22 protein-coding genes and 1 other annotated feature are annotated in these 23091 nt (G+C 42.9%); of the genes, 5 read left to right on the top strand and 17 right to left on the bottom strand.

Annotated elements, in window-relative coordinates; translation table 11 throughout:
• Window positions 1-146 precede the first annotated feature (146 nt).
• From AC4PGZ_RS00560 to AC4PGZ_RS00550, 3 genes are read left to right on the top strand one after another with little or no spacing between them, the layout of a single operon-like run.
• Window positions 147-650 carry a TRAP transporter small permease gene (locus tag AC4PGZ_RS00560; protein WP_492159147.1) on the top strand — a complete coding sequence of 168 codons (504 nt, stop codon included), beginning with the start codon at window positions 147-149 and terminating at the stop codon, window positions 648-650.
• Entirely contained in the window at window positions 650-1939 is a 1290-nt protein-coding gene (locus tag AC4PGZ_RS00555) for a TRAP transporter large permease (protein ID WP_492159146.1), read from the top strand. The genes AC4PGZ_RS00560 and AC4PGZ_RS00555 overlap by 1 nt, the downstream gene beginning before the upstream one ends.
• Before the next feature lie 32 nt (window positions 1940-1971).
• Window positions 1972-3000 carry a TRAP transporter substrate-binding protein gene (locus AC4PGZ_RS00550; RefSeq protein WP_492159145.1) on the top strand — a complete coding sequence of 343 codons (1029 nt, stop codon included), beginning with the start codon at window positions 1972-1974 and terminating at the stop codon, window positions 2998-3000.
• A gap of 262 nt (window positions 3001-3262) precedes the next feature.
• Here the strand turns inward: AC4PGZ_RS00550 and AC4PGZ_RS00545 are convergent, their stop codons facing one another.
• The 9 genes from AC4PGZ_RS00545 to AC4PGZ_RS00505 form a co-directional block, all read right to left on the bottom strand.
• Entirely contained in the window at window positions 3263-3859 is a 597-nt protein-coding gene (locus AC4PGZ_RS00545; protein WP_492159144.1) for an HD domain-containing protein, read from the bottom strand.
• Window positions 3860-3869: 10 nt separating this feature from the next.
• Window positions 3870-4856 (bottom strand): ATP-binding protein, encoded by a 987-nt coding sequence (locus AC4PGZ_RS00540; protein ID WP_492159143.1) that lies wholly within the window; start codon window positions 4854-4856, stop codon window positions 3870-3872.
• A gap of 24 nt (window positions 4857-4880) precedes the next feature.
• Window positions 4881-6290 carry a DnaD domain-containing protein gene (locus AC4PGZ_RS00535; protein WP_492159142.1) on the bottom strand — a complete coding sequence of 470 codons (1410 nt, stop codon included), beginning with the start codon at window positions 6288-6290 and terminating at the stop codon, window positions 4881-4883.
• Between the two features lie 152 nt (window positions 6291-6442).
• Window positions 6443-7519: a serine protease HtrA gene (gene htrA / locus AC4PGZ_RS00530; RefSeq protein ID WP_492159141.1), complete on the bottom strand. Its 1077-nt coding sequence runs from the start codon at window positions 7517-7519 to the stop codon at window positions 6443-6445.
• A gap of 10 nt (window positions 7520-7529) precedes the next feature.
• The gene (locus AC4PGZ_RS00525) at window positions 7530-8318 is read right to left on the bottom strand and encodes an MBL fold metallo-hydrolase (RefSeq protein ID WP_492159139.1); all 789 of its coding nucleotides are present in this window, start codon (window positions 8316-8318) and stop codon (window positions 7530-7532) included.
• Between the two features lie 139 nt (window positions 8319-8457).
• Window positions 8458-9348, bottom strand: a complete 891-nt coding sequence (gene sdaAA / locus AC4PGZ_RS00520) for an L-serine ammonia-lyase, iron-sulfur-dependent, subunit alpha (protein WP_492159138.1) — start codon at window positions 9346-9348, stop codon at window positions 8458-8460.
• Between the two features lie 44 nt (window positions 9349-9392).
• A complete protein-coding gene (gene sdaAB / locus AC4PGZ_RS00515) occupies window positions 9393-10061 on the bottom strand; it encodes an L-serine ammonia-lyase, iron-sulfur-dependent subunit beta (protein WP_492159136.1) in 669 nt (222 codons plus the stop codon).
• 131 nt (window positions 10062-10192) lie between these two features.
• A complete protein-coding gene (recR, locus tag AC4PGZ_RS00510; protein ID WP_492159135.1) occupies window positions 10193-10792 on the bottom strand; it encodes a recombination mediator RecR in 600 nt (199 codons plus the stop codon).
• Complete coding sequence (locus tag AC4PGZ_RS00505) at window positions 10792-11142, bottom strand: YbaB/EbfC family nucleoid-associated protein (protein ID WP_492159134.1); 351 nt, start codon at window positions 11140-11142, stop codon at window positions 10792-10794. Before AC4PGZ_RS00505 ends, recR begins: the two co-directional genes overlap by 1 nt.
• Window positions 11143-11319: 177 nt before the next feature.
• Window positions 11320-11518: a binding site (T-box leader), on the top strand.
• A 92-nt stretch (window positions 11519-11610) separates the two neighbouring features.
• Between AC4PGZ_RS00505 and serS the strand changes: the two genes are divergently transcribed.
• Complete coding sequence (serS, locus tag AC4PGZ_RS00500) at window positions 11611-12888, top strand: serine--tRNA ligase (RefSeq protein ID WP_492159133.1); 1278 nt, start codon at window positions 11611-11613, stop codon at window positions 12886-12888.
• Between the two features lie 97 nt (window positions 12889-12985).
• Here the strand turns inward: serS and AC4PGZ_RS00495 are convergent, their stop codons facing one another.
• From AC4PGZ_RS00495 to AC4PGZ_RS00470, 6 genes are all read right to left on the bottom strand, one after another.
• Window positions 12986-14488 carry a restriction endonuclease subunit S gene (locus AC4PGZ_RS00495; protein WP_492159131.1) on the bottom strand — a complete coding sequence of 501 codons (1503 nt, stop codon included), beginning with the start codon at window positions 14486-14488 and terminating at the stop codon, window positions 12986-12988.
• A complete protein-coding gene (locus AC4PGZ_RS00490) occupies window positions 14489-15958 on the bottom strand; it encodes a class I SAM-dependent DNA methyltransferase (protein ID WP_492159130.1) in 1470 nt (489 codons plus the stop codon).
• A gap of 23 nt (window positions 15959-15981) precedes the next feature.
• A complete protein-coding gene (gene hsdR, locus AC4PGZ_RS00485; protein WP_492159128.1) occupies window positions 15982-18375 on the bottom strand; it encodes an EcoAI/FtnUII family type I restriction enzme subunit R in 2394 nt (797 codons plus the stop codon).
• A gap of 154 nt (window positions 18376-18529) precedes the next feature.
• Complete coding sequence (locus tag AC4PGZ_RS00480) at window positions 18530-19093, bottom strand: hemerythrin domain-containing protein (protein ID WP_492159127.1); 564 nt, start codon at window positions 19091-19093, stop codon at window positions 18530-18532.
• Window positions 19094-19106: 13 nt separating this feature from the next.
• Window positions 19107-19715, bottom strand: coding sequence for a hypothetical protein (locus tag AC4PGZ_RS00475; protein WP_492159126.1), 609 nt, complete (start codon window positions 19713-19715; stop codon window positions 19107-19109).
• A 37-nt stretch (window positions 19716-19752) separates the two neighbouring features.
• Window positions 19753-19959 carry a DUF1858 domain-containing protein gene (locus AC4PGZ_RS00470; protein ID WP_492159125.1) on the bottom strand — a complete coding sequence of 69 codons (207 nt, stop codon included), beginning with the start codon at window positions 19957-19959 and terminating at the stop codon, window positions 19753-19755.
• Window positions 19960-20284: 325 nt separating this feature from the next.
• On the opposite strand from AC4PGZ_RS00470, the gene tnpB reads away from it, so the two are divergent.
• Window positions 20285-21409: an IS200/IS605 family element RNA-guided endonuclease TnpB gene (gene tnpB, locus AC4PGZ_RS00465; RefSeq protein ID WP_492159124.1), complete on the top strand. Its 1125-nt coding sequence runs from the start codon at window positions 20285-20287 to the stop codon at window positions 21407-21409.
• A gap of 113 nt (window positions 21410-21522) precedes the next feature.
• Here the strand turns inward: tnpB and AC4PGZ_RS00460 are convergent, their stop codons facing one another.
• Both AC4PGZ_RS00460 and AC4PGZ_RS00455 read right to left on the bottom strand, forming a co-directional pair.
• On the bottom strand, window positions 21523-22236 hold the full coding sequence (locus AC4PGZ_RS00460; protein ID WP_492159123.1) for a Crp/Fnr family transcriptional regulator: 714 nt from the start codon (window positions 22234-22236) through the stop codon (window positions 21523-21525).
• A gap of 2 nt (window positions 22237-22238) precedes the next feature.
• On the bottom strand, window positions 22239-23069 hold the full coding sequence (locus AC4PGZ_RS00455; protein WP_492159122.1) for a sulfurtransferase: 831 nt from the start codon (window positions 23067-23069) through the stop codon (window positions 22239-22241).
• Window positions 23070-23091: the final 22 nt, after the last annotated feature.

The raw sequence follows: 23091 nt of genomic DNA, 5'->3' as shown, positions 1-23091 counted from the left end.
TATTATACCCCTACAAAAGTATTATAAACACTCATAAACCGATTCATCCCACCGCCTTCACTCTCGTTAATACGAGCAAGGTAGTTTAGAGGAGGGGGAATTCTCGGTACATGTATTAAAATTATTATAAAAAGGAGGCGGACGATATGATAAAATGGCTGGACGAGAATCTTGAAGAGGCTCTGCTTGCAATGCTTCTGTGTGGCATGGCGCTTGTCATGGGAATACAGGTATTCTCGAGATATGCCCTTGGCTCTTCACTTTCGTGGTCAGAGGAGTTAACCAGATACATGTTCATATGGTCCGCCTTCCTCAGCATAAGCTACTGCACCAAAAGATGCATATCAATCAAGATAGAGCAGTTCATTCACCTATTTTCAGAGAAAAATCAGGCTGTGCTCAAGCTCATCAATCATACGATTGAGCTGGGCCTCTTTTCATATCTCATCCCTTACAGCGTCATGTACCTGAGTTCATCGATCACAAGCGGCCAGGTCAGCCCTGCGCTTGGAATCCCGATGTGTCTGGTCCAGAGCGCACCACTTGCAGGCTTCTCGCTTGCCTTCATACGCATAGTTCAGAGGTGGATCGCAGAATTGAGGACCATAAGAAGCTGTAAAGGCTCTGCCATGAGCAAAGGAGGAAATTGATGTCATCTCTTGTCATAATGATAATATTCATAATATCAATACTTCTGGCAATACCGGTTTCGATATCCCTCGGGATAGCATCGGTGCTTCCCGGAGCATTCGACCCTTCCTTTACTGCGAGCGGGCAGTTTGTAATACGCTCCATGGTTGGCGGGATAGACAGCTTTCCGCTCATAGCAGTCCCCATGTTCGTGCTTTCCGGCATAATAATGGCAAGAGGCGGCATCTCAGAAAAGATATTTGACGTGTTCTCACTGCTTTTTGGGAGATTTCCCGCAGGAATCCCCTGCTCAGTTGTGGCTACCTGCATGTTTTTCGGGGCCATCTCAGGATCGGGCCCGGCAACAGTCGCAGCAGTAGGCAGCATGACCATCCCAGTGCTCACAGCTCTTGGATATGACCGCAAGTTCAGCACCGCGATAGTTGCAGTAGCCGGCGGAATCGGGGTAATAATCCCTCCGAGCATACCGTTCATAATGTATGCAATGGCATCAGGCCAGTCCGTCAGCAGTCTGTTCATTGCCGGCATAATGCCGGGTCTGCTGATTTCACTGTTACTTATGATTTACTGCATTCTGTACTGCATAAGGAACGGCGAAGACCGGACCCTTATAGATAAAAGGATTCAGGAGCTCCATGACAGGGGAATATCAAGTGTCATAAGAGACAGCCTGTCTGCACTCATGGCTCCTGTAATAGTGCTTGGCTGCATATATGCCGGCATCACATCTCCAACAGAGGCCGCCGTGATATCCGTATTCTACTCCGTGGCCGTAAGCATGCTGATTTACAGAAGCCTCAGAGTTTCAGACATGAAGGAGATAATATCGGAGGCTATACGCACATTCACGCCCATACTGTTCATACTCGCTGCTTCAATGGCCTTCTCAAGAGTCCTTACTCTCATGCAGATCCCTCAGCAGCTTTCGGAGCTCATACTATCAAACTTCAGCAGCCGACTTGCGATTCTCATTATAATCAATCTTCTCCTGCTGGCAGTAGGAATGCTCATGGACACTACCCCTGCAATACTTATACTTGCACCCGTGCTTCTGCCGATAATACGCGAGGTCGGAATAGATCCCGTGCATTTTGGAGTAATCATGGTAGTGAACCTTGCCATAGGATTTGTCACTCCTCCGATTGGAGTCAACCTGTTTGTTGCAAGCACGATATCAGGCATCCCGGTAGCCCAGATCGCCTCAAGAGTCATCCCGCTGATTGGATTTTTCCTGGCTGCGCTCGTGCTCATATCAATATTCCCTCAGATAAGCCTCATGCTGCTTTGATACTGGGGTTCAAACATAAGGAGATACTTTTAATGAAATCAAACAGAATCAAATATAAAAAGCTGTCTCTGATTCTGCTGTCATCGGCAGTTCTCCTGATGTCAGGCTGCAGCTCACAGCAGGATGAAGTCCAGAGATATGCATGGCCAGTAGCAACCGCAAGCCCCGAGGACACGGTGACCCATATATTCGCACAGAGATTTGCCGACGAAGTATCCAGGCTCAGTAATGGCAGCATGAAGATCGAGGTTTATCCAAACAGCACCCTTGGTGGAGACAGAGAGCTCCTTGAGAGCTGCGCGAGCGGCGACATACCCTTTGTAGTCCAGAATACCGCACCTCAGGTCGCTTTCATGCCAGAGATATCGATATTCGACCTGCCCTGCGCTTTTGATGACATCCAGAGCGCAAGAGCTGCAGTTGACGATCCTTATTTCTATTCCATGATAGAAGAGGTCTACATAAAATCCGGCTACAGAGTGCTCGGATTTGCAGACCAGGGCTTCAGAGTTATGTCCACCAACAGGGAAATTGATAATATGATTGATTTCAAGGGCCTGAAGATAAGGACTATGGAAAATCCAAATCACATAAGATTCTGGAAGACCATTGGCACAAATCCGACTCCTATGTCCTTCAACGAGGTATATGTAGGACTTCAGCAGGGGACGATAGATGCACAGGAAAATCCTTATGAGGTAATTGCTTCCGGGAGGCTCCATGAGCAGCAGAAATATATTATAGAGACAAACCATGTACCTCACTATATCTCCCTCATCGTCAGCGACGAATTTTACCAGGAACTTGACCCTGATCAGCAGAAGATCATAGAAGAGGCTTCAGCATCTGCCCGGGATTTCGCAAGAAATGCTTCAGATGAAAGGGTAAAGCAGAAGATAAGCGACATAAGCTCTGACGGCACAATGATAATAAGCCTTCCTGAAAATATTAAAGAAGAATTCAAAAAATCTGCAGAATCCGTATATCCTGAGATAGAGAGACAAAGCGGATCAGAAATATACAGAGCATACCTTGACACACGCAAAGATACCCGAGGATAAACTCCCGGGTATCTTTATGCTCATTTTCAGTTATTAAAGCTTGTCTTTGAGCTCGTCGGCCTTGTCCTCAGCTTTTTTCTTAAGCTCTCCTGCCTTGTCCTTTACATCCTCGAGTGCGTCGCTTATACTTTTCTTGAATAGACTCATATCCGATCCTCCTTTTTTCAAAAACCTGAAACATTAATTCATACTTTATCCTCTAGATATGTTATACCCTTAATGAAGCTGAATCAAATCAGGTTCAGTGAAAAACTGGTACGGTCTATTCATGCTCCAGGATAACTGTGGACTCCACATCTGCGATATGAAGCGCGAGCGCGAGCGGAAACTGTGCGTATGCGTTGTTCAGGCTGAAGTCTCCAGGCATCCTGTCATATGCTCCCATATGGCAGTTTATGGCTACCTGCTCCTCCGGGTCGAGCTTCATGAATTCCTGGATTATAAATATGCTCTTGCCGCCATGGCTCCCGTAGTTAAACTTTTCTTTGAATTCATAGAAGGGAACCTGTACCCACTGTCCGTTTTCATCCTTCTTGTTCCTCATGCTTACCACATAGGTATTCACCTTGCACAGGTCATGAAGTAGGGCTACTATGGCAATTTTTTCCTCTGAAGGATTCAGATTGTACCTGTTTCTGACAAAGTCCCTTGAAAGGTAATCCTTGAGGCAGTCATATACATTGAGACTGTGCTCGCACAGTCCCCCCTCATAGCTGCAGTGGAACCTTGTCGAAGAGGGCGCCGTGAAAAAATCGCTTTTCTCCAGATATGTCAGAAGGCGGTCCGCGCCTTCCCTCTTTATATGAGTCTTATATATCTCCATGAATCTGTTCTTATTTTCAGCCACTCTGTCACTCATTCGTCCACCTCTACCATCTCAGGTCTTCGCCTACGAACTTGTAGGTATCCACATACATTATAAGCCTTGAGAATATCCTTTCCTCATATCTTTCCCTGAGCTCTGTCGGAGTCAGGTTGGTTGATATTATCATCTTCTTATCCTTGATTATCCTCGTATTTATTATATTGAACAGAGAAGTCCTGACGAAGCTGTTCGTAAGCTCTGCGCCAAGGTCGTCTATTATCAGAAGGTCCACATCATCGAGCTCTCTGTAGTCCTCTATAATGTGATTCTTGAGAAAGCTCTCCCTGTCAAAGGTATACATCTGAAGCATGCCTATGAGCTCGTTGGCGGTATAGTATCTTACCGTCTTTCCCCTGTCCATCATTTCTTTGGCTACAGCCGAGCACATGAAGCTCTTTCCGAGCCCGGTGCCTCCGTAAAAAAGCAGCCCCTTGGTGTCCTCTGAGTCAAAGTTGTCTATGAAGCTCCTTGTCTCCCTCAGTATAAGCTCCATCTGCTCTCTCGGGGTCTTTTCTATTCCCTGCTCCGGATGGATTACATATTTTGTCTCATTGTCGAATATATCGAGACTGAAGGTCCTGAAATTTTCCTTTTCGACCCTCTTCACAAGATTTGATTTCCTGTATCTGAGCTGTTCCTGAAGTCTTATGAGGCATGAGCATTTTTCAAAGCGTCCCATCTTCTCCACATAGCCCCTGTCCCTGCAGATCTCGCATTCATATCTCAGCTTAAGGTCGAGCGGATTTATCTCGTTTTCTTCCATGTATATGCGTCTTTTTTCCTTTGCCTCCGCAAGCCTTTCTGCAGACTCTGCAGCTTCCTGAATCCTTCCCAGCACTGTATTTCTGGTGTTGTCCAGGTTGAGCAGCCTTATCTGCCTGTCCATCTCCTCAAGCTCCGGATTTGCAGAGTATATGATGTCCTTTCGCCTCTGAAGCTCGGCTTCCTTCTGATCTCTCTTTCTCTGGTATATATATTCTATCTTTTCCATGCTACCTCTGTTCCCATATATGTTTTAACTGTTATTTTCATTGGTGTTTTCCCTGTTATCTTCTCTGTCTTTTTCTTTCTTCGCAAGCTTTTCAAAAAGTTTCTTCTGGAGCCTCTTTTCAAGCTCGTCCATCTCCCGAGGCTTGCCATCCAGAGCTGCAGGATTTGACTGATTCTTTGGCTTGTACCTGTCCGGGCTGCTCGTCTCTATCTTCTTTATGTCTTCCATCGTGACTTTTTCGGATTCTTCATTCATCGAAGGATCCAGCAGTATCCTGCAGAGATTTTCAAGGCTTACCGGAGTACCCTTTTCCTTCAGCCATTTCGCGGCAAGCTCTATATCGTCATAGTGATAGTGCTCATACAGAAAATTGAGGCTGTCTATCTCAGCTCTGCTCATGGTTTTGCGTGTAAATCTTACAAGACTTAATATCTTCGCCCTGAAATCAGTTCTGTCCTCTCTCTCGAATGAGGATGACTTTGATGCAGAGGCTGGCACGCTGCCGCCGGTGGTTTCTTTTTCATCCGATTTTTCCTTGAGCTTTTCATTCCAGTTCTTGAGTATTCCGTTTAAGTAGTTCATGTTGGGACTCTTTATTGCGGTGGTCCTGCTGAGGGCATCCTCTATGACCTCTATTGTAAATCTGTACTCATCAAGCCATACGTCCATCATCTCTTCTTCCGGCTTTGTAGGCAGGCGGTATTCTCCGAGGCTCGCAAGTATCTTCTTGTATTCAAGATACCTCTTCTCCTTGCTCCTCAGCATGACGTCAAGATCCTGAGAGCTCCTTATTCCATCAAGATGCCAGTTTCTCAGTATACCGAGCGCAGATGCCACAGATTTTGACTTCTTCCTGTAAAGGTTGAATTTCATAGCCTCCACGACAAGCTCCTTTGATACGTTGTACTGATTTATGAACTCGTTTATCTTCTGCATATCATAGTGCATAAGTGGAATCTGGATAGTCTGCTCTATCTGGTCATACATCTTTCTGTATTCTTCATTCTGATATGCCACCAGAAGCTCATCGGTAGTTACCTTTGACGGCTTTGTAACAAGCCCCACCTCATGGAGGTTTCGAAACTCAACGGAGAATGACTGGGCCTGCTCCTCGTTTATCCTGTGCTTTTTTATGAGGCCGCAGGATTCGAAAAAATCCCAGCAGGAAAGCACGTCATCTAGCGTTACATCGAGCTTCTGCGCAAGGTCTTCGTTGCTCTGTATCAAATCTTCCTCATCTGCATGATCTGATGGATTTTTGCTGAGGTAGTATGCATACATGTATATCTTAAGCATCACCGGATTCACTATTGGCAGTATCTGCTCAAAAAATGTATTCGGTATGCAGGTCTCTCTCTTTTCTCTGACAGTCTTTTCCTGAAAAAACATGACTTCTCCGTTTCCTTTTCTATGAATTGACATTATTATAAACATTATACCACTACTGGCAGTTTTTTTCACTTTATTAACACAAAAACCCCTCAAAATCTCGCAGGAATGATCCTGTCAGATTTCAAGGGGGATATTCTTATTTGATGATTTTTGAACCTGTTTATAAGCTTTTCTCAGACAGTTACTAAGCCCTTTTAGAATGCGAACTCCAGATCTACCTTCTTGCCCTCTCTGAGCACCTGCGCTTTGACGGTATCGCCCTTTTTGACGGTGTAAAGGTATTTCACAAGATCCTGCATCTGCTCTATCTTCGCATTGTCCATCTTGACTATGACGTCATTCACCATGAGTCCTGATTTGAACGCTACAGAATCTGCATCTATCTTTGCCACAAATACTCCGCTGTCTGCACCCGTATCTATTCCTGTTGCCTGCTCATAATACTGAGCATCTATTCCCTGTATCCCCAGGGTAACCTTCTGGAATGACCCAGTCTCTATGAACTGGTTCACGATAGGCTTTGCTATGTTTATAGGTATGGCAAATCCCAGTCCTTCTCCGGTGCTGGCCTTGGCAGTATTTATGCCTATCACCTGTCCCTTTGAATTCAGAAGAGGTCCTCCACTGTTTCCAGGGTTTATGGCTGCACTCGTCTGTATGAGGTTGTCCATGGTAGTATTGGCATCGGTCTGGATTGTACGCCCAAGTCCGCTTATTATTCCTTCTGTGACTGAACGCTGAAATTCAAGTCCGAGTGGGTTTCCTATGGCAATCGCCATGTCTCCGACTTCAACCTTGTCACTGTCTCCAAGCTCAGCCACCTGTAGCCCGGCCTTGTTTACCTTTATCATGGCAAGATCGAGAGTCTTGTCTGACCAGAGTATCTCAGCCTTGCTCTTTGAACCGTCATCGAACAGCACTGTGACATCCTTTGCCTCTCCATCCTGTATTACATGGGAGTTGGTCAGTATCATGCCTTTTGCATCTATTATTACTCCCGTCCCTACTCCAGTCTGCTGCATAGGTCCTGTAAATAAGTTTCCAACATCTACCACTGTAGTTATTCCTACCACAGAAGGCATGGCTTTCTTTATGACTGCCTTGTATACATTCTCAGTATTTTCCTCAGGCACATTTATGGTAGTCTGGGCTCCCCCATTCCCTCCCCCTATTATAGGAAGGCCGTTTATGAGCGGAAGCACTGTAATAGTAAGCATGCTCCCTGCAATCGCACCTATGAGCGCAATAAGCAGTATCTTGTTTTTCTTCATTTTCATCCCTCTATTCTATTGAGTATATTTTTGAAACCCTTCCTCTGAGCATAACATCGAGACCTGCGTCCTCAGGTCCTATATCCTGCTCCGCAAGTATGGATGCGACAGTCTGAAACGCCAGCTGCGGCAGGTTGCTTTCCTTGCTGAGATGGGCAAGAAGCAGTTTTCGGGTTCCGCTCTTTATGAGCGCTGCACCAAGATATCCAGCCTCTTCGTTGCTGAGATGCCCTGTTTCTGATCTTATTCTCTGCTTTAAAGGATAAGGATAGCTGCAGTAGTTCAGCATATGAGGATCATAATTGGACTCTATGACTGCTATATCCGAGCCTTTTATGTTTCTGAAAACCTCATCGGAAACATATCCTATATCAGTGACTACCGATATCTTCTGGTTTCCCTGAGTAAGGGTATATCCAACGGGCTCTACTGCATCATGGCTTATCTCAAAGGTGCCTACCTCTATGTCCTTGATACCCAGTGTCTCCCCTCTTCTAAACACCCTGACATTTTCTTCCTTTATTTTCCCTACGTGCCTCTTCATGTGCTCCCAGGTCTTTTCAGTCGCATAGACAGGTGCATTGAATTTTCTGCTCAGTATCCCTACCGCCTGAATATGGTCTATGTGCTCATGCGTGACGAGTATAGCGTCCAGCCCGTCCATGCTTTGTCCATGCATGGCAAGATGTTCGATTGCTCTCTTTCCGGAAATCCCTGCATCTATGACTATCTTTGTGTCCCTACCAGTTATATAATGGCAGTTGCCACAGCTTCCGGACGATAATGATATATACTTCATTGCTTCTCCTTGCTGCCTCTTTAATATTCTACTCCAGGATTGTGGAATTGATATAAAATTTCTATAAATTTTTTATGAATTTGTGTGATTTTCTGTGAAAAAAAGGGAGTCAATGCTCCCTTTTATGCTTATTATGATTTTATCCGAATATCTTTGAACAGAGGTTGCATCCTGCCTTTGTAGCTGCAAGTCCGCCCAGCGCTGTTTCTCTGAGCTCATAAGGGAGCGATCTTCCTACCTGGTACATCGCATCCACAGTCTGATCAAAAGGTATGTGGTTGATTACTCCGGCAAGCGTCATCTCTGCGCATATAAGCGCATTGCTCGCTCCCATTGCGTTTCTCTTCTGGCATGGAACCTCAACAAGTCCTGCTATAGGGTCGCATACGAGTCCAAGCATGTTTCCGATCGCAGAGCTTGCCGCGTCGAGTGCCTGAGAAGGAGTTCCGCCCATGATCTCAGTGATTGCCGCAGCAGCCATTGCAGACGCAGATCCCATCTCAGCCTGACATCCGCCTTCAGCTCCTGATACGGTTGCATTTCTCGTGATTATATATCCTACTGCAGATGCAACAAGCATTGCATCCATCATCTGGTCATCTGTAAGGTCATATTCCTCCTGAATAGCCGTGAATACTCCCGGGATTACTCCTGAAGATCCGGCAGTAGGCGCCGCAACGATCAGTCCCATTGAAGTGTTTACCTCGAGCACTCCCATTGAATATGCGATTACCTTTGACATAAAGCTTCCACACACAGGGTTCTTGTCTTTTCTTGCCATTATCAGCTTTTCTTCTCCGCCAAGAAGTCCGCCCATCGACTTAAGATCTTCATTTAGAGCCTTCTTTGTGGAATTCTTCATGATATTGTATGAATGCATGAGATCTGAGAGTACCTTCTCCTCAGGTCTTCCGAAAACCTGAACCTCTCTCCTCAGCATCACCTGTGCTATGCTCATTCCAGTCTCCTCTGTAAGCGCGAGGAGCTCTACTGCATTTGCAAAATCAAAATTTATATTATTTTCTTTCATCTTATCTCCAATCATCTGTTTCTTTACTCAGCCCTTTTTCAGGATTACATGTCAACTATGGTAGTATCTTCAACATTTTCACATTCGCGTATCCTGTCAACAACACTCTTGTCGATCTTCTCGTCAGCTTCTATTATAGTGTATGCAGTCTCACCCTTCTGCTCTCTGTAAACTCTCATGAAGGCAACGTTTATGTCGCAGTCGCTGAGCGCAGTCGTGATATGGGCTACTACACCCTTTCTGTCCTTCTGTCTTACTATTATAGTGCTGTATTTTCCTGTGAACATTACTTCTACGCCATTTATCTGTTTTACCTGAACGTTTCCGCCTCCGATGGATTCTCCCATTATGGATTTTTCTTCACCCTTTGAGTTCTTTATGAATATCTCAACTGTATTAGGGTGTACATTCTTGTTCGTAGAGTTTGTCTCAAAGCTGTATTTTATGCCAAGTCTGTCTGCATGCTCAAAAGCGTCTCTTATTCTTTCATCCTCAGTTCCAAAGCCCATTATTCCGCCAAGAAGCGCTCTGTCTGTTCCATGGCCTCTGTATGTCTCGGCAAATGAACCATAAAGCACGAATCTAGCTTCTCTTATGTCGCCTCCAGCCAGTTTATAGGCTATAAGCGCTATTCTTAGGGCTCCGGCAGTGTGGGAGCTCGATGGACCTATCATGTTCGGTCCGATTACATCAAAAATACTGATATCTTTCATTTTTTCTCCTAACATTCAATACGATTAAGACTTGTATAAATCTTTTTATACCCTAAATATTGTGGATAAATCCCGAGTTGCCCACAGTTTTGAGCCTTCTTATCCACAATATGTTGTGGTTGTCCACATTATTACAGCTCTCTTCTTCCCTCGAGGGCTCTTGTTATGGTTACGTCGTCTGCATACTCTATGTCTCCGCCCACCGGAAGTCCGTGAGCTATCCTGGTCACCTTTATTCCAAACGGCTTTATGAGCCTCGCTATATACATTGCCGTAGCCTCCCCGTCTATTGTCGGGTTTGTAGCAAGTATTACTTCCTTGAGCTCACTGTCAGAGAGCCTCTTCATGAGCTCCTTGATCTTTAGCATATCCGGAGTTATGGAATCCATAGGAGATATCGTCCCATGAAGCACATGGTACTTTCCTCTGTATTCCCTCGATCTTTCCATTGCCGCCACATCTCTTGGATCCTCCACGACGCATATTATGCTCGAATCCCTGGATGGATTGCCGCATATCGCGCATGGGCTCTTGTCAGCTATGTTGCAGCAGACATCGCAGTACATTATGTTGCTCTTTGCATTCACTACTGCATCTGCAAGCTCCTGCACCTCTTCCTGAGTCAGATTTATGACATGAAAGGCAAGCCTCTGGGCAGTCTTTCTGCCTATTCCCGGAAGTTTGGCAAACTGCTCTATCAGTATATCAATATGATTAGAAAAGTGCTGCATTAAAACATCCCCGGCATTCCCAGTCCGCCTGAGATTTTTGACATTCCTCCGGCCATCATGTCATCGGCAGCCTTGAGCGCCTGGTTCACAGCTGTGAGCACAAGGTCTTCGAGCATCTCTACGTCATCCGGGTCAACTACTTCCGGATTTATCTTTATTGACAGTACCTCTTTGTTTCCATTTGCCTTTACTACTACAGCGCCTCCGCCAACTGAAGCTTCTACCTCTTTTTCACCAAGTTCAGCCTGCATCTTCTCCATGTCCTTCTGCATCTTCTGAACCTGCTTCATCATGTTGTTCATGTTTCCCGGCATCGCGCCGCCTGGAAAACCTCCGCCTCTTTTTGCCATAACCTGCCTCCTTATATTTTCATTCACTGTTTTTATATTACGTCTTTTTTTGCAGCGTTGTTTTCTTACAACCTACATATTTTACCACATAACATTATTATACCACAACTGGTAAAAAACTATTGCAAAATTACTCTTTAAATGATAATATTCTAATAAGAATACTGAAAAAACACATAATGAGCAATGAAGAGGACAAGTAGGTCAGATTTCCTTCACAAAGAGAGCAGATGGTCGGTGAGAATCTGCAGAGGAGCTTTCCGAATCTACCTTGGAGCATGCAGGCAAACCTGCACGCCGCCCGCGTTACAGGCAAAGAGCTGAGCATATTTTATGCTAATTTAGGTGGCACCGCGGAATAACCTTCGTCCTATTTATATGGATGTGAGGATTTTTTTATGCGGTTTTTTGTTTTTTTACATGACATTATTTAAATCAATTTATTTATTATATAACAGGAGGTAACACATGTTAGATATCAAACGCATCAAGCAGGACCTTGAAAACATAAAGCATCTAATGGATCTCAGAGGAGAAGCCGACTTTTCGCTTGAAGAGGTTATCGCGCTTGACAACAAGAGAATAGAGCTGCTTCAGAAGGTTGAAGTGATGAAGAGCGAGTCTAATGCAGATTCAAAGCTTATACCTCAGTACAAGAAGGAAGGAAAGGACACTACAGAGCTCATGGCTGACCTCAAGAGACTTTCTGACGGCATAAAGGTGCTTGACGAAGAAGTGAAGGCCGTTGAGACTGAGCTTTTCAACAAGATGCTCACAATACCTAACGTTCCAAACCCTAAGGTAATAAAGGGCGATACGGATGAAGACAACCTTGAGATAAGAAAGTGGGGAGAGCCTACAAAATTTGATTTCGAAGCCAAAGCTCACTGGGATGTAGGAACAGACCTGAGCATACTTGACTTTGAAGCAGGCGGAAAGATAACAGGCGCAAGATTCACGCTTTACAAGGACCTTGGAGCAAGACTCGAGCGTTCAGTAATGAACTTCTTCCTTGATACTCATACTGCTCAGCATGGCTACAGAGAGATGCTTCCACCTTTCATAGCAAACAGGCAGAGCTTCATAGGAACAGGCCAGCTTCCTAAATTTGAAGAGGACATGTTCAAGCTCGAAGGCTTTGAGTATTTCCTTGTTCCAACGGCTGAGGTTCCTGTGACAAATATCCACAGAGACGAGGTACTCAGCGCAGATGAGCTTACTATAAAATACTGTGCGTACACTCCTTGCTTCAGGGCAGAAGCAGGTTCAGCAGGAAGAGATACAAGAGGCCTCATAAGACAGCACCAGTTCAACAAGGTTGAGCTAGTGAAATTCACGAAGCCTGAAGATTCATATGATGAGCTTGAAAAACTTACTGCAGATGCAGAAAAAGTGCTTCAGATGCTCGGACTTCCTTACAGAGTGGTTCAGATATGCTCTGGAGACCTTGGATTCACTGCGGCGTTCAAATACGACCTTGAAGTATGGATGCCAAGCTACGGAAGATATGTAGAGATCTCTTCATGCTCAAACTTTGAGGACTTCCAGTCAAGAAGAGCCAACATAAGATTCAAGCGTGACAAGGCGTCAAAACCTGAGTTCGTGCATACGCTTAACGGCTCTGGAGTAGCAATAGGAAGAGCAGTATCTGCAATCCTTGAAAACTACCAGATGGCTGACGGCTCAGTAAAGGTGCCGGACGTGCTCGTGCCTTACATGGGAACAGATATAATAAGAAAGAGATAATTGAAAAAACTCAAATTATTAACTCGCCTGAAAAGTAGGTAAGATTTAATAATTTGAGTTTTTTAGTTTTTAAATTTGCGTCTGATAATAATGTTATTTAATCATGCTTCTTTGCCAATTGTTTTGTGTAAGGCAGAAGTTCTTCTATCTTCTCCACAATACGTTTTTGTTCTGCGAGTGGTGGGATTGGTACTAAATAACTCTTTAATTCTTCAAATGGTGGTATGTTTTTTATTGCAGAACCTTTGCTGCTTTGCCTAGCCGTTTTTTTCAAAATAAAGTCAAAATACAGCAAGAAATATTCAACATTAACACTCGGCGTAAGTTTCATTTGCATAAGTGCCTGATTTATAATGCCTTGTTCAAATTGGTCAGGCATAATGTATGTTTCACCGATAGTACCTGCACAACTAACAATTATATCTCCTGGAAACAATTCGAATCCTTTCATTTTAGATTCAAAGTATTCACGTGTAATATAATATTCGCCAAGATTTACATCTTTCTGTATAGCATTTTTTTGTTCGTATACTTTCACTGTATTTTCGCTTTTAGGAACAAATATTGCCTTTGTTAATGCACTTCCAAAAGGTCCTTTTCTATAGCTTCCTAAATCACCCAACCTAACCCACTTCCAATTCTCTGGAATGTCAAATGGAATCTCATCTTCTGTGATTTCCGGAAGATCCTTAGTCTTTTTAATCTTGCCTTCTTTAATCAGCTTTTTCTTTTCTTCTTGAATCTGCTTATAAAGGTCTTCTGCTGTTCCATCTTCTTCTCGCTGCTCTACCAGCTTGCCTTGGATGGCATATTGCAGAATAGACTTTTGCATATCTTCCGGGAACTTTTTATTCAGCTTTTCCACTTCAGAATAGGCTACATCGTATTTATCTACATAAGGCATCAGCTCTTCGATCTTTGCTACGATGCGCTTTTGTTCTGCAAGTGGTGGAAGAGGTATAATTATTTTTTTCAATTTTTCTATACTAACTCCACCAATAATTCCAGTCATTTCTATTTTGAACAGTTGGAAAAACGCAGGACTTTTAAGATAATAATATAAGAATTGCGGATTAACAATTATAGCATTAAACGAGCATAATTTATTACCAAAACATACTTTTTTATCCAAAATTCCAATTTTCCTACCAGCACTGCCTCCCTCTATACACATTAAAATACAGTTTTCGTAAGAATACTTAAATTTTTCTTCTTCAAATGGTATTTTGATTCCATTTTCATAGTCAATCTTATTGTCAAATCCAACATCTTTTGTCCCTATATAATCATAGCCATCTAATACTTTAGAGTACTTATTATCTTTTACATTTTTTGCGATACTATTTCCAGTATACATTTCTGATATTTCAGATAATCTAACCCACTCCCAACTTTCAGGAATGTCAAAAGGAATTTCATCTTCTGTAATCTCTGGAAGTGGTTTTTCTTTCTTAATTTTCTTTTCTTTAATCAGCTTTTCTTTTTCAGCTTTTATCTTTGCAATTAATTCTTTCGCAGTGCCTTCTTCTTTTCTCTGTTCTACAAGTTTTCCCTGTATAGCAAGCTGTAGAATGCTGTTCTTTAAATCCTGTGCATTCATTTAATTACCTCCAAGCATTGAAGTAATCTGATCTAATACATGATCGATTTCTGCATTGAGGGATGCTCGCTTCTCCTGGTAGTCTTGAATCAAGGCCATTGGTTCAAGAATCACTTCTTCTTCATGAGGGAAACCGCAAAGGTCAATGTTGTATCCTTTTTCCACGATTTCATCTATTGAATATTTCTTCGCTTTTGGGAATCCATCGACTTCGATTTCTTCTCTATTATCCCACCAGTTTAGTACGTCGTTGAAATGCTCCAGTTTCATAGGTCTTGTCTTGGAGAAGTTTTTATATCCTTCTGGCATGTCCAATCGGTAGAACCATGTTTCCTTGGTTGGCTCTGTATTGTCAAAGAACAGTATATTGGTTCTGATAGATGTATAAGGTGCAAAAACGCTATGTGGCATCCTTATTACTGTGTGGAGATTGAACTCGCTCATCAGTTTTTTCTTGATATTATATTTTGCGTTATCTGTACCAAAAAGAAAACCATCTGGCAGAATTACTGCCGCTCGACCGTTCTTCTTTAGTCTGTACATTATTACATTCATAAACAGGTCTGCTGTTTCAGAGCTTCGCAGTTCTGTTGGGAAGTTTACTTTTACACTGTCTTTTTCATTTCCGCCGTATGGAGGATTCATTAAAACCACATCAAAGGAATCCATCTTCCGCATATCTTTATAGTCAATCTCCAGAGCATTACCATGAAGAATGTTTGGATCATCAATATCATGAATCAGCATATTAGTTACACAAAGTATATGGGGGAGTGATTTCTTTTCTATTCCATAAACTGATTTATTATAACTCTCTCTATTGTCGATAGAATTCCCTACCTGCTTATCCAGTTCGCTGAGTGCAGAGGTCAGGAATCCACCTGTGCCGCAGGCGAAATCTCCAATTTTGTCACCAAGAACAGGTTTCACTACTTTTACCATAAAATCCGTAACTGCTCTTGGTGTATAGAACTCACCTGCATTACCGGCACTCTGAAGGTCTTTTAAGAAAGACTCGTATATGGTTCCAAATTCGTGGCGCTCCTTGTACTCTGTAAAGTCAATCTCGTCAATTATATTAACTACTTGCCTTAGAAGCACACCATCTTTCTGATAGTTGTTGGCATCTTCAAAAGCATAGCGGACAATTACCTGACTCATCGGTGTGTCTACATCAATTTCCAGGTTCTTAAGGGTTGGAAAAAGTGTATTGTTCACAAAGTCAAGAAGGGCATCTCCTGTGAGCGCCTCTCCATCTTTTCTGTCCACTGCCCAATCACGCCACTTGAGTCCTTCTGGAATGATGGACTTATAGTTATCATTTAACAGTTCCCAGGTTTCTTCTTTTGCATCATATATTTTCAGAAATAGAATCCAGACAATCTGTTCAATCCTCTGGGCGTCACCATTTACTCCCGAGTCATTTCTCATTACATCTTGGATTCGTTTTACAAAGTTGCTTATTGCCATTATTTCTACCTGCCTTTTTTTATTTATGCATAATATATTTCGTTTTCAAGCTCCTGTACTGCCTTCAGGTATGCTTCTTTACCACCAAATGATTTGACTATTTTCATCGGGCTTCCAATTTTCTGAAACTCTTTAAGCTGAAGTACTTTTGTATCCTCAATATCTCTGATACCATCATTAGCATACTTGTCAAGAAGTGCTTCAATGACTTGCTTGGCCAGATCCGAGTATTTGTAAAGATAATGCCTTTTCTTCACATTCTCTGCTCGCTCTCTTTTCGTGAGTGGAGCTTTGTCATAAGCGATGTGACAAATGAGGTCAAAATCATCCAGCTCTGTTTTTCCCAGCTCTTGTCTTACTGCTTCCAGAAGCACTCCGTCGTCCTGGAGTTCATCAATGATAGCTTGTTTTTTCTCAGCTTCTGTCCATGTAAGCAGAAAATCATCCAGCCTTGAATACTGCTGAAGAATATTTTTTCTGGTGTAATCAATGAGGCTTTCCGTAATGAGTTTACCGTCCTTGTCTACATACTGGACTCTTTCTGAAAGAACACGAACAGTTACATCCCCTACATAATACTTTCTCGGTTTGTCATCGCCTTCTTCATCGTCAAAAAGATCTTTGCCATCCGAGCCATATGTTGGACCATCTTCATTCACTCCATCACTTCCTGCATCTTCTGCAGTTCCTTCTTCGCCAGTTGGCGTTTCTGGTTCATCAACTGGATCATTGCCTCCAATATCAATAACCACTTCCGGCTTTCCATCAAACTCCGGATCAGCAAATAGTCTGCTGGCATTTCTAAAATCCATTATAGTAAAATAAGTCTTTCCGTAATCTTCAAGAAGGCGTGTCCCTCTTCCAATTATCTGTTTGAACTCGGTCATACTGTTTATGTTATTCTCGAGCACAATGAGCTTACACATCTTGGCATCCACACCTGTAGTCATCAGTTTACTTGTAACTGCAATAACGGGATACTTACTTTCCTCATCAATAAAATTTTCCAGTTGAGCCTTTCCAATATCATTGTCTCCGGTAATACGCATAATATAACGATCATTCTCGACATAAAGATCCTTATTCTCATTGATTAGTGCCTGTCGCATTCGTTCAGCATGTTCAATGTCTACACAAAAAACGATAGTCTTGCTGAAGCGATCTGTCTTTTTCAAAAACTCTGTAATTTTAGATGCGACAACCCTTGTACGATCGTCAATGACCAGATTTCTATCAAAATCTTTGCCATTGTACTCCCTGTCTTCAATTTCATACCCATGCTTATCTAATTTTCCCGCTTCCGGACGATAGCCTTCAAGGTCTTTGTCTAACCCAATTCGAATGACTTTATATGGCGCCAGAAATCCATCATCAATCCCCTGCTTTAGTGAATATTCATAAACAGGCGCACCAAAATAGGTAAGGCTGGAGGCTTCTTTTGTTTCAACAGGAGTAGCTGTGCATCCGATATGTGTAGCCTCATTGAAATAGTCCAGTATCTTTCTCCACGCTGATTCTTCTTTAGCACTGCCCCTGTGGCACTCATCAATGACAATTAAGTCAAAGAAGTTCGGTTTAAATTGACGATATGATTCTTCTCCATCATCTCCTGCCAGTTGCTGATACAGTGCAAGATAGATTTCATATGAACTATCCAGATTTCTATTCTGAACCTTGGTCATTTTCCCACCGAAGGGTTTAAAGTCTCCGGTCATAGTCTGGTCAATCAACACATTTCGATCTGCCAGAAAAAGAATTTTCTTTTTTAAGCCAGATTTCCATAATCGATATATAATCTGAAATGTCATGTAGGTTTTACCTGTGCCTGTGGCACTGACTAAAAGCACACGATTTTGTCCTTTTGCAACAGCATCCACGGTTTTGTTTATAGCTACACGCTGATAATAGCGTGGAGTTTTGTAGTCTGGTATGTAGTAATATGGCGCTAATATGACTTTTTCTTCCGCCTCATCAATCCCCTTATCGATTTTATACTTTTTATATAAGTCCTCCGGTGATGGGAATTCTTCTAATTTTAATTCCTTCACTTCTCCAGTTATGAGGTTTTGCTCAACAAACCCATCTCCATTTGATGCATACACATAAGGTACATCCAGCTCTCTGGCATACTCTATCGCCTGCTGAAGTCCTGCCCCTACCGAATGTTTATTATCTTTTGCTTCCACAACTGCTAATGGGAAATTGCTCTTATATGACAGCAGGTAATCTGCACTCTTCTTTTTGCCTCTTGCCGTAATATTCCCACGCAAAATAATACGCCCTGCTGTAAAAGCGTATTCCATTCTTATTTGCTTGTTGTCCCATCCCGCATTCTGTATTGCAGGCGTTATATATCTTAACTTGATATCTTCTTCAGACAAATTTCTTTTCCCCAATTTATCATAGCTACTAACCATGAACCTGAACACCTCCTAATTTCCCTTTCATACTCTCATTATATATTAAAAGGGCATAAAAGGGAAGTTATCGACCATATCATACACAATAAATAAAAACCGTATATTCCTCAGTTTTACCAAGGTATATACGGTTCATATTCTTATGTGTCTTTTACTGTCTGCTGTATTTTGAGGTCATTTCTTCGAGAAGGGAGATGTATTTATCTACAACGCCGTCGGCGATTGCCTTTTCTACAAATCTTTCACTGTCTTCGTTCACTTTATCCATAGACTCCTGAGGAAGATTCTTTTCTGCATACTTGAATACGTGAGTGTTCTCTTTTTCGATGTGTCTCTCAAGCAGCGAAGCATATCCTGCAGCATTTGATATTATTCCAAGCTTTGCCTCTGTAGAAGGTTTTTCGTCATAGCTGTCGAGTGCTTTTTCAAGATCAGACATGTATAGCCTTCCCAGGTCATGCTCCACCATCATTCCATGAGTTATGAGGTTCTTGCCTATCTTTCCAAGCTCCTTCACCATATGGTCGAAAAGGAATTTCTCTTCTTTTCCATGATGATGTCCATCGGCATAATTTCTTACAAAATCTATCATCTTCCTGAAATCTCCGGTGTCCGGCTCCTGACCCTCTATTATGTTAAGGCAGGCATTCTTTACTGCGCCAAGGAACGCCAGTATGTTGTCATGCTCTTTTACAAGTATCTCTACGCTATTCATATGTTTCTCCTTCTTATTTCTTCTTTATCTCATTAGTATTTTCATCAGTTCTGTGATATTCAAAGCTGCTTCCATAAAGCATTCCTTCTATCAGAGATGCTCTCAGGTCATAATAAACCGAGATATCTCCTCCTGCAGCATCCCAGTAAGGCCTGTGGACGCATACATTTCTCACCCATACTGCATGGTCATCTTCTTCAGTCACTACCTGGTTCGCTCTGTCGCAAGGCATTCCGTCAAGAAGGCTGTCGCTGAGAAATCTGTATATCATGGCTGCGCTGTCTATTCCTGCCGCGCTTTTTTCCTTGCCTGACTCGAAGAATATCCTTCTCAGGTCATTTATTCTATCCGGCTCTTCTGCAAGCAGCTGAGTAACTGTAGCCGCAAGCCTGTTCTCTACTACTGTGACTCTGTCCTGAAGCCATCCGTGAATGTTGCTTCCATCTATTATTTCTTCAAGAGGCTGTTTCTCAAGCTCTCCATATCTTGCAGCAAGCTGCTCTCTTAAATTTTCCGCCCTGCCAAAAGTCTCTGCATAGGCAATCACGTTCTCTACCATCTGATCCTGAAACTGTATCTTGTTAAAAAGCCAGTGGTGTATCGGTCCTAAAAATGCGCTCATGTTAATGTTCCTTTTCCTAATGATAATCGACTGTTAACTATGCCTGTTTCTTCTCAAGGTAAGCATTCAGCTTTGCAGTGAGGGCATCCGCGTCTATTCCGTGTACAGAGCAGGCTTCTTCAAGTGTCTCAAGCTGCGACGAAGGGCATCCAAGGCAGTGCATTCCGTTTTCCATGAATATCGGTGCAAGTCCCATTTCCATTCTCAATATTTCACCCATTATCATATCTTTAGTTACTTTCATTTTCGTTCTCCTTTTCTCAATCGTTTATCAGTAATTGTTTTCAATTTATATTCGTTTTTTCTTAAGCTGTTTTTGTCTTAGCTGTTTCTGTAACCTTATAATACTACATGAAAAACAAAAAATCCGTAACAATTATTACGGATTTCGATATTTTATCAATTTTGTGAGAGAATACCCCCGCCTCTAAACCACCTTTCTCGGTAAACCGAGAGTTAAGGCGGTGGGATGAATCTCATATTTTTTCTTAAAACATACCTTTTCAAGACTCGCAAACTATTGATTTAACAGTATTTTTGCGGGTATAATTAAACTGTGGGAGGTGAGAATGTTGCTGGTACATAAGGCATACAAATTCAGGATATATCCTGACAGTAATCAGGCGCTGCTGATAGTGAAAACCATCGGATGCAGCCGCTTTGTGTTCAATCACTTCCTTGCTGAGCGCAACAGTGCATATGAGTCCGAAAAGAGGACCCTGAGCTACAGCAACTGTTCAGCCATGCTCACTCAACTTAAAAAAGAACTCACCTGGCTTAAAGAGGTTGATAGTACTGCTCTTCAGTCGTCCCTGAGGTTTCTTGATGATTCCTTCAAGAGATTCTTCAGCAGGCAGAATGACTACCCAAGGTTCAAGTCAAGAAAGAATCCGGTCCAGTCCTACACTTCCAAATTCACCAACAATAATATTGCCGTAGAAGACAGTTTCATAAAACTTCCAAAGCTCGGACTCGTACGCTTCTCAAAATCAAGAGAAGTGGACGGCCGTATAATAAGTGCTACTGTCTCAAGGAAACCTTCGGGTAAATTCTTTGTGTCTCTTCTTGCGGAAACTGAAGTGTCTGAGCTTCCAAAAACCGAAATCGCCTGTGGCGTAGATGTAGGACTCAAGGACTTTGCTGTTTTATCTGACGGCAGTGGACACACTAACCCCAGATTCTTCAGAAGCCTTGAAGCTAAGCTCGCCAAAGAACAGCGAATCCTCTCAAGAAGAGTGAAGTATTCAAGCAACTGGTACAAACAGAAACTCAAGGTGGCAAGAGTCCATGAGAAAATAGTAAACACAAGAGCTGATTACCTGCATAAACTGTCTACCGATATAGTCAAAAACCACGACATCATCGGTATGGAGGATTTGCAGGTATCAGATATGCTTAAAAATAAAAGACTTTCAAAAGCAATATCTGAGGTATCCTGGTCGCATTTCAAGGAACTAATTGAGTACAAGGCTGTCTGGTACGGAAAGAAAGTAATAACCGTATCCAGGACCTTTGCATCAAGCCAACTTTGCTCGGCCTGTAATTACCAGAATAAAGCCGTTAAGAATCTGTCCGTAAGGACATGGACCTGTCCATCCTGCAATGCTGTGCATGACAGGGATATTAACGCAAGCATAAACTTACGAAACGAAGCCATAAGGCTTCTAACCGCAGGTACTGCGGGGCTAGCCTGATAAGAAACTGCCCACAAGGGCGGTGTTTCCAGGAATCCCCCGCCTCTAAATTTTAGTGCAGGCGGCGGGAGTGTTCAATAAATTTAATTTGATTTTTTTACAAGTTCGCTTTTCTACAGTTCCGCTTCGAGCGCATCTATATCCCTTATCTTTATGTGCTTTCCGTCGACATCAATCAGGCCTTCATCCTGCATCCTCAGGAGCTCCCTCGAAAGCGACGGCCTTGCGACTATAAGATAGTCCGCAAAAACCTCCCTGTTCATCTTCATCTTTATGGATCCGCTGCTGTCACAGTTGTCGAGAAGGTATTTTGATATCTTCTGCCTGAGCGATCCGCTCGAGAGTATCTGAAGCTTCTGACCCAGATAGTATGCCTTCTGCGCCAGGATGCCCATCATGTTCTCAATCAGCTTTGAATGATAGTTGCACTTGTTTGAGCATGTGCTTGAAAAGAATTCTCTCGGTATCAGCATAACCTCTGCCTGCTGAGTCACGAGGGTGTAGAAGTCGTATTCATTCTTTGGAAGGAACAGGTATATCTCTCCAAATATATCACCCGGCCTCTCGATTACAGTCACGATGCCCCTCTTACCCGAAATAGAGTCCTTGCACACCGCTACCGAGCCTTTTATCAGCACGAAGAGATATTTGGGGATATCATGCTGGTCGAATATTATGTCGTTTTTATCTATAGTTTTTATAGTTGCCCCGGAACATGTAAGCACTCGCTCTATTTCCGATTCGGACATCTCTGCAAACAGAAAGCTCTTTCCCAGAATCTTCGTTATATCCTTAAACTGTTTCCTGTCAATTGACGAAATCCTCATTTTTATATATCTCCTGTTGCTATCACGCTGTCTTCATATGTTATATAGTCGCTCCAGCTTCCTACGTATAGCTTTGAATCTATTCCTATCTCATCCAGGGCAATAATGTTTACCGGTCCCGAAACTCCCGACCCGCAGTGAACTATTACCTCTCTGTACTTATCAAATCCTTCGAATACCATTCTTATCTCATCAAGGCTCCTGTATTTTCCGTCGCTCCTGAGCACTTTCTCATAGAAGCTGTTTTTCGCTCCCGGTATGTGTCCAGCCTTTACGTCTATAAGCTCTTCTCTGCCTGAGTATCTTGCACTTGACCTTGAATCTATTATGAGCACGCTGTCATCCCATATGGCCTTTCTTATGTCGTCTATGTCCGCAATGCATTCCGGATCGAGCTTCATGTCTATGCTTCCTCTTTGCGGAAGCTGTGAAGGCTCATCAGTCAGCTCATATCCATTTTCTGTCCAGGAATTTATCCCGCCGTCAAGAAGCTTTACGTTCTTAAGGCCGATGTATCTGCACATCCACCAGAATCTGCTTGCCGGCACCATGTCCTCATCGTACACGATTACCTCGCTGTCAGTGCTTATTCCAAATTGCTCAAGCTTTTCCCTGAATGAATTCATGTCCTCAGGAAGCGGGTCTCTTCCTCCGTGCTTTGTAACCGGTCTGCACATATCCATCTTGAGGTCTATATGAAAAGCTCCCCTTATGTGGCGTTTATCATATTTCTCTCGTCCCTCCGAAGCAATCATGAAGTTGTTTGTGGCGTCTATTATCACTACCCTGTCCATGTTTTCATGAAGATATTTCGCATCTGCAAGATTTTTCATAGCCTATTCTCCCTCTGATAAA

It is taken from the genome of Proteocatella sp. QWL-06 (assembly GCF_058684135.1).
This window is presented reverse-complemented; position numbering and strand designations above follow the sequence as displayed.

Excerpts from the sequence above, each read along its gene's own strand:
- AC4PGZ_RS00560 (WP_492159147.1), top strand. The coding sequence starts at position 147 with ATGATAAAATGGCTGGACGAGAATCTTGAAGAGGCTCTGCTTGCAATG.
- AC4PGZ_RS00555 (WP_492159146.1), top strand. The coding sequence starts at position 650 with ATGTCATCTCTTGTCATAATGATAATATTCATAATATCAATACTTCTG.
- AC4PGZ_RS00550 (WP_492159145.1), top strand. The coding sequence starts at position 1,972 with ATGAAATCAAACAGAATCAAATATAAAAAGCTGTCTCTGATTCTGCTG.
- AC4PGZ_RS00545 (WP_492159144.1), bottom strand. The coding sequence starts at position 3,859 with ATGAGTGACAGAGTGGCTGAAAATAAGAACAGATTCATGGAGATATAT.
- AC4PGZ_RS00540 (WP_492159143.1), bottom strand. The coding sequence starts at position 4,856 with ATGGAAAAGATAGAATATATATACCAGAGAAAGAGAGATCAGAAGGAA.
- AC4PGZ_RS00535 (WP_492159142.1), bottom strand. The coding sequence starts at position 6,290 with ATGTTTATAATAATGTCAATTCATAGAAAAGGAAACGGAGAAGTCATG.
- htrA (WP_492159141.1), bottom strand. The coding sequence starts at position 7,519 with ATGAAGAAAAACAAGATACTGCTTATTGCGCTCATAGGTGCGATTGCA.
- AC4PGZ_RS00525 (WP_492159139.1), bottom strand. The coding sequence starts at position 8,318 with ATGAAGTATATATCATTATCGTCCGGAAGCTGTGGCAACTGCCATTAT.
- sdaAA (WP_492159138.1), bottom strand. The coding sequence starts at position 9,348 with ATGAAAGAAAATAATATAAATTTTGATTTTGCAAATGCAGTAGAGCTC.
- sdaAB (WP_492159136.1), bottom strand. The coding sequence starts at position 10,061 with ATGAAAGATATCAGTATTTTTGATGTAATCGGACCGAACATGATAGGT.
- recR (WP_492159135.1), bottom strand. The coding sequence starts at position 10,792 with ATGCAGCACTTTTCTAATCATATTGATATACTGATAGAGCAGTTTGCC.
- AC4PGZ_RS00505 (WP_492159134.1), bottom strand. The coding sequence starts at position 11,142 with ATGGCAAAAAGAGGCGGAGGTTTTCCAGGCGGCGCGATGCCGGGAAAC.
- serS (WP_492159133.1), top strand. The coding sequence starts at position 11,611 with ATGTTAGATATCAAACGCATCAAGCAGGACCTTGAAAACATAAAGCAT.
- AC4PGZ_RS00495 (WP_492159131.1), bottom strand. The coding sequence starts at position 14,488 with ATGAATGCACAGGATTTAAAGAACAGCATTCTACAGCTTGCTATACAG.
- AC4PGZ_RS00490 (WP_492159130.1), bottom strand. The coding sequence starts at position 15,958 with ATGGCAATAAGCAACTTTGTAAAACGAATCCAAGATGTAATGAGAAAT.
- hsdR (WP_492159128.1), bottom strand. The coding sequence starts at position 18,375 with ATGGTTAGTAGCTATGATAAATTGGGGAAAAGAAATTTGTCTGAAGAA.
- AC4PGZ_RS00480 (WP_492159127.1), bottom strand. The coding sequence starts at position 19,093 with ATGAATAGCGTAGAGATACTTGTAAAAGAGCATGACAACATACTGGCG.
- AC4PGZ_RS00475 (WP_492159126.1), bottom strand. The coding sequence starts at position 19,715 with ATGAGCGCATTTTTAGGACCGATACACCACTGGCTTTTTAACAAGATA.
- AC4PGZ_RS00470 (WP_492159125.1), bottom strand. The coding sequence starts at position 19,959 with ATGAAAGTAACTAAAGATATGATAATGGGTGAAATATTGAGAATGGAA.
- tnpB (WP_492159124.1), top strand. The coding sequence starts at position 20,285 with ATGTTGCTGGTACATAAGGCATACAAATTCAGGATATATCCTGACAGT.
- AC4PGZ_RS00460 (WP_492159123.1), bottom strand. The coding sequence starts at position 22,236 with ATGAGGATTTCGTCAATTGACAGGAAACAGTTTAAGGATATAACGAAG.
- AC4PGZ_RS00455 (WP_492159122.1), bottom strand. The coding sequence starts at position 23,069 with ATGAAAAATCTTGCAGATGCGAAATATCTTCATGAAAACATGGACAGG.